This window comes from Streptomyces sp. NPDC029139, assembly GCF_055564335.1.
Genome location: NZ_JBVHWN010000004.1, coordinates 528,319 through 541,653 on the forward strand (window position 1 = coordinate 528,319; position 13,335 = coordinate 541,653).

Below are 13,335 nucleotides of genomic sequence, written 5' to 3' on the forward strand. Positions count from 1 at the left end.
CACGGTGGGCGCGTCGGCCGAGAGGCACAGGGGCGCCGAGACCGCGGGCGCCAGGGCCGTTCCTGCCGAGACCGCGCGTGTCGGGTCCGTGGATGCCGAGTCCGAGCATGTCGGGTCCGTGAGTCCCGAGTCGGTGCGTGTCGGGTCCGTGGACGCCGAGGTTGCCGAGTTGCCGCGTGGTGCCGTCGTGGGGCCCTTCTCCGGGCCCCGGGCCGCCTGGGGCGAGCACCTGGAACGGGCCGCTGCCCTGCACGGGGCCGTCAACTGGGAGCTGTACGACGACCGGGGGGAGGCGGAGACGGCCCGGCAGATCGCCGAGGCCGTCGTCGCCGAGGGCCGGCACACGCTGGCGATCGGCCACTTCAACAGCGCCGGCGCGCGAGCCGCGCTCCCCGTCTACCGGGCGGGCGGTCTCCCCGTCCTGCTTCCGCTGGCCACGACACCGGACCTGCTCGCCGACAGCGCGGGCACGGTGCTGCGCTGGTGCCCGGACGACCGGGCCCAGGCGGCTGACCTGCTCGCCGCCGTCGGCGCGGCGGGCCACACCCGGATCGCCGTCACGCACGACGGGACGGTGTACGGGGAGGGCCTGGCCCGCCTCGTACGGGACGCCTGGCCCGTGGCGCGTCAGCCGGGGCCCGCCGCCGGTCCGCCTGCCGCTTCCCACGGCGGTCGGTTGCCGGCCGGGCCGGTGGTCTCGGACGGCAGCGGTCCGGCGACGGGCGCCCTGCCGGGCGTGGGCCCGTCGGCCGGCCTGCGCTCCGGGGGCGGTCCCGAGAGAGCCTCGGCGGCGGGCAGCGGCCCGGACATCCTCTCCGGTCCGGGAAGCGACGCCGCAGCCCTGGCGTCCCTGACCGCGCTCGTCGTGTGCGGAACGCACGGCGGGGCGGCGCGGGCCGCGCGGGAATGGCGGAAGGCCGGCTTCGACGGGGAGTTGTACTTCACCGACGACTGCGCGGTGGACGAGTTCTCCGAGCTCCTCGGGGACGCGCACCGGGGCGCCGCCCGGGTGGCCCGGATGCGCGGAGGGCCGGAGGCCCACGTCACGGCCGCCTTCGCCGCGGCCACCCAGGCCCTCACGGAGGACCCGGAGCGGACGGGGCGGATCCTGCTCGCCGCCGTACGCGCCCATGCCGACCGGGGGTTCACCGCGGTCGGCGAGCCGGAGAAGGGCAGCGTGGGCTGGGACTTCGTCCCCGTCCCGGAGCCCGTCCCGGAGCCCGTACCGGAGCCCGTCCCGACGCCTGCGGCCGCCCCGGTTCCGTCGGCCGCGCCGTCGACGGGCGGCGGTCACCGCGGGCGGGCCTACGACGTGATCGTCGTCGGGGCCGGAGTCGTCGGGGCCGCGACCGCCGCCGTACTCGCCCGGCAGGGCGCGCGGGTGGCGCTCGTCGCGCCGATGGACGGACGCCGGGACCACGCGACCGCCTGGTCCGGTGGGCTCGTACGGGCCTTCGAGGCCGACCCGTATCTGCGGGGGCTCGCCCTCCGCAGCCACCAACTGGCCTGGGGTCCCGCCGCCCATGTGCCCGGACCGTACGGCTTCGTGCCGACCGGGTCGCTCGTGCTGTGCGGCGACGCGGACCTGGAGCAGGCCGAGAAGGGAGTCGCCGAGCTCAACGGCTCGGGGGTGCCGGCGGAGTTGCTGGCGCCGGGGGTGATCCGGGAGCGGTTCCCCGGGCTGTCGGTCGACGGGGTGACCGCGGCCGTGTGGGAGCCGGAGGGCGGCTACGCCGATCCGCCGCGCACGGCCCGCGTCTACCGTGACCGGGCGCTGGCCCACGGCGCCCGGCTGCTGCCCGCCCGGGTGCGGGAGCTGGTCGCGCCGCCCGGGGCGGACCGGGTGCGCGTCCTGCTGGAGCCCGGCGGGCCCGTGGAGGCCCTGGCCGTCGTCCTGGCGGCCGGCAGTGGCAGCGGGGCGATCGCCGGACACCGCTTGAGCGGCGCGGACGCCGGGCGGACGAAGAGCATTCGGTACGGCTTCTTCCACCATCCCGACACGGCCGGGCTGCCGACCGTCGTCGACATGGTGACCGGCGTCTGGGGGCGGCCCCAGGTCACCGGGGAGGCGGCCGGCGGCTACATGGCGGGGCGACCGGTCGACGAGTGGGACGTACCCGCCGGCGGCGACGACACGCTCACCGACGAGCACGTGGCGTACATCCGCCAAGGCGCGGCCGAGCGCTGGCCCTGGCTCGCTGACCCGGCGACCCGCTTTCTGGGCGGCCGGCAGGGAGTGGACCTGTACACCCCGCACTCCCTGCCCCACCTCGGGAGGGAGCGGTCCGGCAGCCGCATCGTGCTCGCCACCGGCTGGTCGGGCGCCGGCTTCAAGACGGCCCCGGCGGCCGCCGAACTGGCGGCGGCGGAAGCCCTGGACGTCCTGACGGGCGCCTGACATCGGGGGGCGGCGGGCGGCCTCTCGCCCGGGCGCTTCTCGCCCGGGCGGGCTGGGCCTGTTGGGCGGCTGGGCCTGTGGGTCGGCAGCTTGGCCCGCCGGTCCCTCGCCGGCCCCGCCGGCTCGTCGGGCCACCGCCCCTCGCCAGCCCTCCCGCCCCCCGCCCCCACCCGCCCCCCTCAACCCCCACCGGAGGTGACACCCATGACGGATCTCATGTCCCGCCCCGCGTCCGACGACGCGAAGGTGCCCGTACGACTCGGAGTCCGGGCGCTGGTCGTGTTCTACGTCAGCAGTCTCGTCGGGACCGGCATCCTGCTGGTGCCCGGGCTGACCGAGCGGCAGGCCGGTCCGGCCTCCGTGCTGGCGTGGCTGGCGCTCGCCGTCTGCTCCTACCCGTTCGCCCGGTTCTTCGCGGAGATGTCCGCCTGGCGGCCCGACGCCGCCGGTCTCGCCGCGATGGTGACCGCCGGGCTCGGGCGGCGACCCGGACGGGCCGCCGCGCTGCTGCTCGTCGCCACGTACGTCATCGGCAACCCCGTCATGGGCATCGTCTCCGCCCGCTGCCTGCTCGGACTGATCGGGCAGCCCGACGGACCCGTCTACCCGATCGCCATGGGCTTCATGGCCCTCTCCGCCGCGTTCACCCTGCTCGGCCTCACCGCCGGCGCCCGGGTCCAGGCAGCCTCCCTGGTCGTGCTGCTGCTCGGGCTCGGCGGGGCCGTGGCGCTCGCCGCGCCGCGGTTCGACGCGGGGGAGTACACCCCCTTCCTCACCCAGGGCTGGGGCGGCGTCGGCATCGCCGTCGTCACCGCGTTCTTCTCCTTCCTCGGCTGGGAGAACGTCTCCACCCTCGCCGAGCAGGTCGACGACCCGGCCCGCAGCTACCGTCGCGCCATCCGCTGGGCCGTCCCCATCGTGGGGCTGCTCTACGCCGCCGTCACCGCCGCCTACCTGGCCGTGCCCGGCGACGAACCCGTGGTCATCACCGCGCTGCTGGGCGCCTCCCTCGGCGAGACCGGCGCCGTCGTCGGCGATCTGCTCGCCCTCGGCCTCGCGGTCGTCGCCACGAACGCCTGGGTCCTCGGCGCCACCCGCGTCGTCCGGGCCGCCGCCCGCGACCGCATCCTGCCGCACGCGCTGGCCGACCGCCCGGTGCCCGCCACCGTCGTCCTGACGCTCGCCTACACGGCCGTCCTCGGCGGCCTGACCCTCACCGGCACCGGTGAGGAGCTCGTCCTCATCGTCACCAGCAGCGCGTTCCTGCTGCTGTACGTGGCGGCTGCCGCCGCCGCCCTCCGGGCCCGCGGCACCGGGCGCGCCCTGCGCACCACCGCCGTCGTGACCCTGGTGATCGCCGCCGTCTTCCTCTCCTTCGCCGGTACCGGCCTGCTGTTCGCCCTGCTCCTCGCCGCCGGCTGCGCCGCCGTCACCGCCACCCGTTCCGCCTCCCGCCCCGTCTGACGTACCGCCCGACCCGCTCCACCAGACCCGCCGACCGAAAGGTTCTGCCATGAACGAGACCACTCCCGTCTACGACGTCGTCGGCGTCGGTTTCGGCCCCGCCAACCTCGCCCTCGCCATCGCCATCGAGGAGTACAACGAGCAGGCCGCGCCCGACGAGAAGCTCACCGCCGTCTTCCTGGAGAAGCAGCCGTCCTTCGGCTGGCACCGCGGCATGCTGATCCCTGACGCCACCATGCAGGTCTCGTTCCTCAAGGACCTGGCCACGATGCGCAATCCGCGCAGTCGCTTCGGCTTCGTGCCGTACCTCCACGACCGCGGCCGACTGGTCGACTTCATCAACCACAAGGTGCTGTTCCCGACCCGCGAGGAGTTCCACGACTATCTGCAGTGGGCCGCCAACGGCGTGGACCACATGGTCCGGTACGGCCTCGAGGTCACCGCCATCCGCTCCACCGCCCAGGCCGGCCCGGTCGTCGAGGTCGACGTCACCGCGCTCGGGGACGCCGAGGCGGTCACCTACCGGGCCCGTAACCTCGTCCTCGGCACCGGCCTCGTCCCCCGGCTGCCCGAGGGCGTCGAGTCCTCCGAACGCCTCTGGCACAGCAGCGAGTTCCTGCACCGGCTCGCCGCGCTGCCCACGCGGACCCCGCGCCGCTTCGTCGTCGCCGGCGCCGGCCAGAGCGCCGCCGAGATCGCCGACCATCTGCACCGTACGTACGAGAACGCCGAGGTCGTCGCCATCCACACGCGCTACGGCTACAGCCCGGCCGACGACAGCCCGTACGCGAACCGCATCTTCGACCCGGAGGCCGTCGACCTCTACCACGGCGCCGACCCGGAGGTCCGCCGCAAGCTGATGGCCTACCACCGCAACACCAACTACGGCGTGGTGGACATGGACCTGATCGAGGAGCTCTACCGCCGCTCCTACCAGGAGAAGGTCCGCGGCGAGCGGCGGCTGCGCATCATGGGCGCCTCGCAGCTCACGTCGGTCGAGGCGGACGCCGACGAGGTCCGGGTGCGGGTACGCAACCTGGCGACCGGTGAGACCGAGGCGCTCACCGCCGACGCGGTCGTCTACGCGACCGGTTACACCGAACCCGACCCGGCCCGCCTGCTCGGCGAACTCGACGCGGCCTGCGAGCGCGACGAGGACGGCCGGCTGCGGGTGCACCGCGACTACCGGGTGCACACCGCACCGGAAGTGGAGGCCGCCGTCTACCTGATGGGCGGCACCGAGCACAGCCACGGCATCACGGCGAACCTGCTGTCGATGGCCGCCGTGCGGGCGGGCGAGATCTGCGACTCGCTGGCGGCCCGTCGCCGTTCCGACAGGCGGGCACCGGTGGCGGCGCGCGGCTGAAGCCCGTAGAACCCCAGAAGCACGGCAGCCCACGGCAGCACGGCAGCACGGCAGCACGGCAGCACGTCGGTACGTACGACCCCCAGAAGAGGACACCATGAGCACCGCCGCCGAACAGGTACCCGCACCGGACGAACTGGCCCCCACCGAGCGCACCCGGCTGCGCCGGATGCGCCACAAGGGCAGCCACCGGCGCGCCGATCTGGAGGCGGTGCTCGCCGCCGGCTTCCTCTGCCACCTCGGTGTCACCGTCGACGGCACCACGATGGTGGTGCCCACCGCGTACGGCACCGACGGCGACCAGCTCTATCTGCACGGCTCGGTCGCCAGCCGCAGCCTGGTCCAGGCTCCCGACGCGACCGTCTGCGTCACGGTCACGCACGTCGACGGCCTGGTGCTCGCCCGCTCCGTCTTCGAGCACGGCGTCAACTACCGGTGCGCGATGATCTACGGCGTGCCGCGTGCGGTGACCGACCCGGAGGAGAAGCTGCGGGGGCTGCGGGCGCTCACGGAGCAGTGCGCGCCGGGGCAGTGGGAGTACGCCCGGCAGCCCAGCCGCAAGGAGCTCGCGGCGACCGCGGTGGTGGCGCTCGACCTCGTCGAGGCATCGGTGAAGATCGCCGTCGGTCCGCCGGACGACGGTGACGGGCCGGACGCGGAACTGGGGCTGTGGGCCGGGGTGCTGCCGGTCGTCACGACGTTCGGGGAGCCGGTCGCCGACCCCGTTCTGCCGGCCGGGATCGAGCCGCCCGCGCACATCACCTCGCGCGCGGGCCGCGTCCTGACCGGGGAACAGGTGCGGGCATGACGCGTACCACCGACGCCGCGGCGAGCACCGGCGGGACCGGGGGCGCCGGCGCCGGCGCGCGCACCAACGCCTCCGCCCGGGCCGCCGACCGTGCCCATGTCTTCCACTCGTGGTCCGCGCAGGCGCAGATCGATCCGCTGCCCGTGGCCGGGGCCTCCGGCGCGTACTTCTGGGACCACGAGGGCAACCGCTACCTCGACTTCTCCTCCCAGCTCGTCTACACCAACATCGGCCACCAGCACCCACGCGTCGTCGCCGCGATCCAGGAGCAGGCGGGGCGGTTGTGCACCGTCGCCCCGAGCTTCGCCGTCGACGTCCGCTCGGAGGCGGCCCGGCTGATCGCCGAGCACACGCCCGGTGATCTGGACCGGATCTTCTTCACCACGGGCGGCGCGGAGGCCATCGAGCACGCGGTACGGATGGCCCGGCTGCACACCGGCCGCCCCAAGGTCCTCTCCGCGTACCGCTCGTACCACGGCGCCACCTCCACCGCGATGCATCTGACCGGTGACCCGCGCCGCTGGCCCTCGGACACGGGGGCCGCCGGGGTGGTCCACTTCTGGGGCCCGTACGCCTACCGGTCCTCCTTCCACGCCGCGGACGAGCGGCAGGAGTGCGAGCGGGCCCTGCGCCACCTGGAGGAGACGATCGTCGGCGAGGGGCCCGGCACGATCGCGGCGGTCCTGCTCGAGTCGGTGGTCGGTACGGCGGGGGTGCTCGTGCCGCCCGACGGCTATCTCGCCGGGGTGAGGGAGCTGTGCGACCGGTACGGCATCGTCTTCGTCCTGGACGAGGTGATGGCCGGCTTCGGGCGTACGGGGCGCTGGTTCGCGGCCGACCACTGGGGCGTGGTCCCGGACCTCCTCACCTTCGCCAAGGGGGTCAACTCCGGCTACGTACCGCTGGGTGGGGTCGCGATCGGCGAGAAGATCGCCGCGACCTTCGCCGACCGTCCGTACCCCGGCGGCCTCACCTACTCCGGGCATCCGCTGGCCTGCGCTGCGGCGGTGGCCACCATCGAGACGATGCGCGCCGAGCGGGTCGTCGAGCACGCCGCCGACCTCGGGGCGCGGGTTCTCGGCCCCGGGCTGCGCGAACTCGCCGCCCGGCACCGCAGCGTGGGCGAGGTCCGGGGGCTGGGCGCCTTCTGGGCCCTGGAGCTGGTCGCCGACCGCACCACGCGCGAGCCGCTCGTCCCCTACGCGGCCACCGGCGAGGCGGCCGCGCCGATGGCCCGGGTCGCCGCGGCGTGCAAGGCGCGCGGCCTGTGGCCCTTCGTCCACATGAACCGCATCCATGTCGCCCCGCCCTGCAACCTGACGGAGGCGGAGGCGAAGGAGGGGCTGGCGATCCTGGACGAGGCGCTGGAGGTCGCTGACGCGGAGACGCGGTGATTCGGAGGCTGTCGTTGTCGTGTTGCTTCAGCGTCGGTGAAGACGGGCCCGGTCTCCTCGGCGGCTCGGCCGCTCGGCCGCCGGTGGACGAGAAGGTGAAGGTCGCGGGCGCGGCCTCTTCCTGACCGGCCCTCGGCCACCTGACCGGCCCTCGGCCACCTGGGCCGCCCGTGGTGGGCGGGGCGGCCTCACTCCGGCAGGATCCGGACGTCCAAGCGGTCGAGGCGGGCCGGGTCCGTCAGGAGGTCGAGAGACGTGACGCGGCCGTCGAGAACCGTGAAGGCGACCACCGACCCGGGCGTGCCCGCCGGCGCCCACACCAGGCCGGCCGCTCCGTCCACCAGTGCCATCCGCGCCGTGCCGGCCCGGCCGGCGAAGTGCTCCGCCACCGCCGGTGCGCCGTGCGCGGTGCGCGACCCGTTCCGTACCGTCTGCGTGTCCGCCCGCAGCACCACATCGGTGTCGAGGAGCGGGAGCAGTGCGCCGATGTCGCCGCTCCGCGCGGCGGCGAGGAAGGCGGCGACGACCTCGCGCTGGCGCGGCAGGTCCGGTTCCGGCATCTCCTCCGTGCCCTCCACGCGCCGCCTCGCCCGGGTCGCCAGCTGCCGGGCGCCGGCGGGCGTGCGCTCCACGAGCGGCGCGATCTCCTCGAAGGGGATCGCGAACAGGTCGTGGAGCACGTAGGCCAGCCGCTCGGCCGGCGTCAGCGTGTCCAGGGCCGCGAGCGGCGCCGCTCCGGCGGGGTCGGCGAGCAGCGCCCGCTCCCCGGCATCGGTGACGTGCTCGGGCCGGTGCGGCCGCCCGGGCTCGTCCTCGGGCCGTGCCTCGCCCGAGCGGAGCATGTCCAGACAGACCTCGGCGACCGCCGTGATCGCCGGGTCCGCCGGACCGACGCCGAGGTCCAGGGAGCCGGAGCGGCTCAGCCGTAGCCGCGCCTCGCGGACGGCCTCGTCCGCCTCGGCGAACGAGCCGAGCATCCGGTACGCGACCGCCCGCGGCTCGGGCCCGGGCTCGTCGAAGCGGTTCACCGTGTGATCGACCACCCTGGGGCGGCGGTCAGTCGCCGTGCCCTGTTCCACCGCTGCCGAAGCCGCCGCTGGAGATACCACCCCACTTGCGCTTCTCCTCGCTCGGAGGCTCCGGCGAGGTCTCGGTGCCCGCCGTGCCGCCGTCCTTCAGCTGGTACGGCATGAGCCGGTGCTCACCGTCGGTCTGCGGCATCTCGGCGGGCCTGCGGTATTCGGACGTCTCGCCGGGCAGCCCGCCCTCGGGCCGGTGCGGATGCTCCTCGGGTTTGGGTGTCGGGGACTCCTTGTCCCTGACCCGCATGCCGAGCACGAACGCGCCGATCAGTACGGCGACCACGACCAGGCCGCCGAGGACCTGGGCCAGCCCCGACTGCCAGATTCCGGCTGCCGTGGTGACCCCTGCGGAATCGATGAGGAAAGCGTTCATGTCCTACGGGTACCCACTCTGGGTGGGTATGGGACATTTTGCTTGCTGCAGTCGTGTGAAACATCGTCGCGCGGGCCATCCCCGGAGGAGTGGCCGTTCACCTCCGTCACTCTCCGTCCTCGCGCGTCACTTCGCGTCCGCGTACCGCTCCACCGTCGCCACCGTGAACGGGAAACGCACCGGCGTCTGTCCGAACGCGATCCGCCCGGCCTCGTCCCCGGCCGCGCGGATCGCCTCCGTGACCGCCTCCGCCTCCTCGGCCGGGCAGTGCACGATCACCTCGTCGTGCTGGAAGAAGACCAGCTCGGCCCGCATCCCCGCGGTGGCGCGGCGCAGCGCGGCGAGCATCAGGAGCGCCCAGTCCGCGGCACTGCCCTGCACCACGAAGTTACGGGTGAACCGGCCGCGCGCCCGCGCGTTGCTGGAGGAGTGGCCGGGGGTGAACTCGGCGTCCGGCGCCGGTGGGTCGCCGCCCTCCTGCGGGATGCCCGCCTCCTCGTCCTCACCCGCGCCGACCGCGCGCGGACTGGTCCGGCCGAGCCAGGTCCGTACGAGCCGGCCCTCCTCGCCGGCCTTCGCCGCGTCGTCGACATAGGCCACGGCCCGGGGGAAGCGGCGGCGCAGCGCGGCCAGGTTCTTCAGGCCGTCGCCGCTGGTCTGGCCGTAGACGGCGCCGAGCAGTGCGAGCTTGGCGTGCTCGCGGTCGCCGGAGAACGCGCGGTCCGAGAGCCGGGTGTACAGGTCGTCGGGGTGCCCGGCGACCTCCATCAGCCCGGGGTCGCGCGAGATCGCCGCCAGCACCCGCGGCTCCATCTGGTCGGCGTCGGCGACGACCAGCCGCCAGCCCTCGTCGGCGACGACGGCCCGCCGGATGACCTTGGGGATCTGCAGGGCCCCGCCGCCGTTGGTGGTCCAGCGGCCGCTGACCGTTCCGCCGGGGAGGTATTCGGGGCGGAAGCGCCCGTCGCGCACCCAGTCCTGGAGCCAGGACCAGCCGTGGGCCGTCCAGATCCGGTACAGCTTCTTGTAGGCGAGGAGCGGCTTCACCGCCGGGTGGTCGAGCCCCTCCAGCTCCCAGCGGCGGGTGGACCGCACGCGGATACCGGCCTGGGCGAAAGCCCTGACCACGTCGGCGGGCAGATCGGGCCGGACACGGCGGCCGAAGGCGGCCGAGACCTCGTCGGCGAGCTCGGCCAGCCGGCGCGGCTCGCCGCCGCCCGCGTACCGCTCGCCCAGCAGCTCGTGCAGCAGGTCCCGGTGCACGTCGGCCCGCCAGGGGAGCCCGGCCCGGTGCATCTCGGCGGCCACGAGCATTCCCGCCGATTCGGCCGCCGTGAGCAGTCGCATGCGTCCCGGGTGCTCGGCGTGCTCGTGCCGCCGCTGCTGCTCGGCGTACACCTCCAACAAGCCCGCGAAGGAGATGCCGGACGACGGCACCGGCTCGAAGAGCGAGTCCTGCGAGCCGGGCTCGGCGGCCCTCTGCGGTGGATCGGGCGGTACGGGCGCGTTCCGCAGGCGCGCGAGGGCGGCGGCCGCGGACCGGGGCTCCCCGAGACGCCCCTCGTGGCCGAGGAGCAGCTGCTCGGCCACCTCGATGTCGTAGCACCGCTCGACCCGCACGCCGGCGGCGAGGAGCCGCGGAAGGACCTCGGCGGTCGAGCGCCATACCCAGCGGGCGACGCCGGGCCGGGAGCGGACGGCCTCGACGAGGTCCGGCTCGCGGACCACGGGCCCGGCGGGCAGCCCGTCGGGGCCGAGCGGGACGAGCAGCGCTCCGTCCCCCTCCGCCTCGCAGGCCAGCGCCCACCTCTCGCTCATGGGCGCGAGTCTGGCACCTGCCACTGACAGCGCCCGGTCACCGCACCGACGCCACGCCCTCGCGGACAGGCCCGTCCGGCCCCGCCGCCGGGCGGCCGCTCACCCGGGCGGCCGCTCACCCGGCCGGCCACCGGCCGCCCGGTCGGCCGGTCCCACCGTCGGCTGGTCCCACCGTGGGCCGGTCCCACCGTCGGCTGGTCCCACCGTGGGCCGGTCCTGCCGTGGGCTGGTCCCACCGTGGGCCGGTCGCGCCGAAGGCCGGTCCCACCCTCGGCCGGTCCTACCCTCGGCCGGTCCCGGCATCGGCGGCCCGGCCGCCCGGTCACGCGGCCTTGTGGAACAGCGCCGCGGCCTCGCCCCTGGAGCCCACGCCGAGCTTCGTCAGGATGTTGGCGACGTGGAACTTCACCGTGGACTCGCTGATGTGCAGCTCCTGCGCGATCTGACGGTTGCGGTGGCCGAGCGCGAGCCGCGTCAGGACCTCCAGCTCGCGCCCGCCGAGGCCGGTGAGCGGGTCCACCGCCGTCACCGGGGCGTCCGGGGTGGCCAGCGGGAGGGTCGCCGTGATCGTCGTGCCCCAGCCGGGAACGGCGTCCATCTCCAGCCGGCCGCCCAGCACCTCCAGCCGGTCGGTGACGCTCCCCGCGCCGAGCGGGCAGGCGTCCAGGGCGCCCGCGCCGTCGTCCCGCAGCGTGGCCCGCAGCTCCTGCTCCGTGATCTGCCAGCCGACGCGGACGCGGCTCACCGAGTCCTGCTCGAGGACCACGAGAAGCAGCGCGCGGACGATCGCCCGCGCGCCGTGCGCCACGTCCGCCGCCAGCGAGCGCGGGCTGTCCGGCGGCCCGAGTTCCAGCCGTACGGTGCTGTGCCGCAGCATCGTCCGCAGCCCGTCCGCGAGCCGGTCGAAGGCCTCCCGGGCCGGCTCCTCTGCGACCGCGCGGTCCCGCTTCGACTCCGCCCGCATCTCGATGAGCGCGCTGACGGCGAGGTCGGTGGCGGTCGCCCTGGCCGCTCCGTCCTCCAGAGCTCTGCTGCGGAGCACCCCGAGGATCCCGGAGACGGCGGCCGCGTGCTCCGTCGTCAGCTCCGCGATCACCCGCGCCCGGGTGTCGGCCGCCGCCCGCGAACGGGCCAGGGCGCCCGGCAGGGCTTCCACCGCGAACCGGTCGAAGTGGCTGGTCACCAGGTCCCAGAGAGCCTGTGCGACGGCCAGGGTCTCGTCCGTGACCGGTCCGGCGCCGTCCTCCCGTACGAGCACGAGGACCGAGCGGCGCGCGGTCGCGTCACTGGTGACGGCGACGACCTCGCGCTCCGCGCCGCCGATCGTCGCCCGGCCCTGCCAGGGCTCGCCGGGGACGCCGGAGGCCAGCAGCGGGGAGAGCTCGGCGGCGGTGAGCAGCCCGGTCTCGCCGACCGTCTTGAAGGGCGAGTGCGCGCAGTGCGTGGAGAGTTCGGCGGCCGTCCGGTGCGGGATCAGCGGCGCGAGCGCGGCCGACAGCCGGGGCAGGATCCCGCCGAGCGGCTGCCGGATGATCTCGTACGCGGTGGTCAGCGTCGTCGCGTCCATGCGGATCAGCGTAGTGATCCCGCCCCTGCCCGCGGCCGGTCTTTCGGACAGGTGGGACTGGCCGTTCGGCGGGCCGGGAGGAGGGGGTCGTCGACCGAAGCTGGAGGCCGGACGAGGACCTGAGGAGATGTCATGGAAGCGATCGTTCACGACGAGTTCGGCGGCCCGGACGTGCTGCGCCACGAGACCGGCGTCGCGGTGCCCGAGCCGGGGCGCGGCCAGGTCCGGGTGAAGGTGGCCGCGGCCGGCGTCAACCCCGTGGACCACAAGCGCCGTTACGGCTGGGTGGAGGAGTTCTACCCGACGACGTTCCCGGCCGTGCCCGGCCTGGAGTTCGCGGGAACGGTGGAGGCGCTGGGTCCGGACGTGACCGGTGTCGAGGTCGGTGACGAGGTGCTCGGCTGGACGACGACCGGCGCGTACGCCGAGTACGCCCTGGCGGAGCTGTTCGTGCCCAGGCCGGCCGGCCTGTCCTGGGAGCAGGCGGCGAGCCTTCCGGTGGCGGGCGAGACCGCCGCGCGGGTGCTGGACCTGCTCGGGGTCGAGGAGGGCGAGACGCTGCTCCTGCACGGGGCGGCGGGAGTGGTCGGCTCGGTCGGCGTCCAGCTGGCGGTCGCGGCGGGCGTCACGGTGATCGGCACGGCGTCGGAGGCCAACCACGCCTACCTGCGCGAGCTGGGCGCGATACCGGTGACGTATGGCGAGGGCCTGGCGGACCGGGTCCGGGCGGCGGCGCCGGCGGGCGTGGACGCGGTCTTCGACGCGGCGGGCCACGACACGCTGCCGGTCTCGATCGAGCTGATGGCGGGGCGCAAGGACCGCATCGTCACGATCGCGGCGATGGACGCGGGGGAGCACGGCATCGTCTTCACGGGGCTCTCCGCGGCCCCGGACGTGGTCCGCGAGCGACTGACCGCGCAGGCCGGACTCATGACGGAGGGCCGCCTGTCGATCCGCCTGGCGCAGACCCTCCCTCTGAAGGAGGCGGCCCGTGCCCAGGAACTCAGCGAGTCGGGTCATGCGCGCGGCAAGCTGATCCTGCTGCCGTAGGTGGGGGGGCGAGAG

The 13,335-nt window shown here is 75.0% G+C and carries 10 protein-coding genes; 6 read left to right on the forward strand and 4 right to left on the reverse strand.

Annotated elements, in window-relative coordinates:
* The first annotated feature begins 148 nt into the window (after positions 1-148).
* The 5 genes from ACZ4VW_RS13520 to ACZ4VW_RS13540 all read left to right on the forward strand — a co-directional run bounded on the left by ACZ4VW_RS13520 (position 149) and on the right by ACZ4VW_RS13540 (position 7,430).
* Positions 149-2,398: an FAD-dependent oxidoreductase gene (locus ACZ4VW_RS13520; protein WP_467961668.1), complete on the forward strand. Its 2,250-nt coding sequence runs from the start codon at positions 149-151 to the stop codon at positions 2,396-2,398.
* A gap of 204 nt (positions 2,399-2,602) precedes the next feature.
* Positions 2,603-3,862 carry an APC family permease gene (locus ACZ4VW_RS13525; RefSeq protein WP_467961670.1) on the forward strand — a complete coding sequence of 420 codons (1,260 nt, stop codon included), beginning with the start codon at positions 2,603-2,605 and terminating at the stop codon, positions 3,860-3,862.
* 49 nt (positions 3,863-3,911) lie between these two features.
* On the forward strand, positions 3,912-5,228 hold the full coding sequence (locus ACZ4VW_RS13530; protein ID WP_467961672.1) for a lysine N(6)-hydroxylase/L-ornithine N(5)-oxygenase family protein: 1,317 nt from the start codon (positions 3,912-3,914) through the stop codon (positions 5,226-5,228).
* Positions 5,229-5,325: 97 nt separating this feature from the next.
* Positions 5,326-6,036 (forward strand): pyridoxamine 5'-phosphate oxidase family protein, encoded by a 711-nt coding sequence (locus tag ACZ4VW_RS13535; protein ID WP_467961674.1) that lies wholly within the window; start codon positions 5,326-5,328, stop codon positions 6,034-6,036.
* The gene (locus tag ACZ4VW_RS13540) at positions 6,033-7,430 is read left to right on the forward strand and encodes an aminotransferase class III-fold pyridoxal phosphate-dependent enzyme (protein WP_467961676.1); all 1,398 of its coding nucleotides are present in this window, start codon (positions 6,033-6,035) and stop codon (positions 7,428-7,430) included. Before ACZ4VW_RS13535 ends, ACZ4VW_RS13540 begins: the two co-directional genes overlap by 4 nt.
* A 188-nt stretch (positions 7,431-7,618) precedes the next feature.
* Here ACZ4VW_RS13540 and ACZ4VW_RS13545 read toward each other — a convergent pair whose 3' ends face one another.
* The 4 genes from ACZ4VW_RS13545 to ACZ4VW_RS13560 form a co-directional block, all read right to left on the reverse strand.
* Positions 7,619-8,458, reverse strand: a complete 840-nt coding sequence (locus ACZ4VW_RS13545; protein WP_467961678.1) for a sigma factor-like helix-turn-helix DNA-binding protein — start codon at positions 8,456-8,458, stop codon at positions 7,619-7,621.
* 28 nt (positions 8,459-8,486) lie between these two features.
* Positions 8,487-8,885, reverse strand: coding sequence for a DUF6479 family protein (locus tag ACZ4VW_RS13550; RefSeq protein ID WP_467961680.1), 399 nt, complete (start codon positions 8,883-8,885; stop codon positions 8,487-8,489).
* Between the two features lie 126 nt (positions 8,886-9,011).
* A complete protein-coding gene (locus ACZ4VW_RS13555) occupies positions 9,012-10,703 on the reverse strand; it encodes a bifunctional 3'-5' exonuclease/DNA polymerase (RefSeq protein ID WP_467961682.1) in 1,692 nt (563 codons plus the stop codon).
* 322 nt (positions 10,704-11,025) lie between these two features.
* The gene (locus ACZ4VW_RS13560; RefSeq protein WP_467961684.1) at positions 11,026-12,270 is read right to left on the reverse strand and encodes a LuxR C-terminal-related transcriptional regulator; all 1,245 of its coding nucleotides are present in this window, start codon (positions 12,268-12,270) and stop codon (positions 11,026-11,028) included.
* A 132-nt stretch (positions 12,271-12,402) separates the two neighbouring features.
* Between ACZ4VW_RS13560 and ACZ4VW_RS13565 the strand changes: the two genes are divergently transcribed.
* Positions 12,403-13,320 carry an NADP-dependent oxidoreductase gene (locus tag ACZ4VW_RS13565; protein WP_467961685.1) on the forward strand — a complete coding sequence of 306 codons (918 nt, stop codon included), beginning with the start codon at positions 12,403-12,405 and terminating at the stop codon, positions 13,318-13,320.
* Positions 13,321-13,335: the final 15 nt, after the last annotated feature.

Coding starts and splice junctions, on each gene's coding strand:
- ACZ4VW_RS13525 (WP_467961670.1), top strand. CDS start 2,603: ATGACGGATCTCATGTCCCGCCCCGCGTCCGACGACGCGAAGGTGCCC.
- ACZ4VW_RS13530 (WP_467961672.1), top strand. CDS start 3,912: ATGAACGAGACCACTCCCGTCTACGACGTCGTCGGCGTCGGTTTCGGC.
- ACZ4VW_RS13535 (WP_467961674.1), top strand. CDS start 5,326: ATGAGCACCGCCGCCGAACAGGTACCCGCACCGGACGAACTGGCCCCC.
- ACZ4VW_RS13540 (WP_467961676.1), top strand. CDS start 6,033: ATGACGCGTACCACCGACGCCGCGGCGAGCACCGGCGGGACCGGGGGC.
- ACZ4VW_RS13550 (WP_467961680.1), bottom strand. CDS start 8,885: ATGAACGCTTTCCTCATCGATTCCGCAGGGGTCACCACGGCAGCCGGA.
- ACZ4VW_RS13555 (WP_467961682.1), bottom strand. CDS start 10,703: ATGAGCGAGAGGTGGGCGCTGGCCTGCGAGGCGGAGGGGGACGGAGCG.
- ACZ4VW_RS13560 (WP_467961684.1), bottom strand. CDS start 12,270: ATGGACGCGACGACGCTGACCACCGCGTACGAGATCATCCGGCAGCCG.
- ACZ4VW_RS13565 (WP_467961685.1), top strand. CDS start 12,403: ATGGAAGCGATCGTTCACGACGAGTTCGGCGGCCCGGACGTGCTGCGC.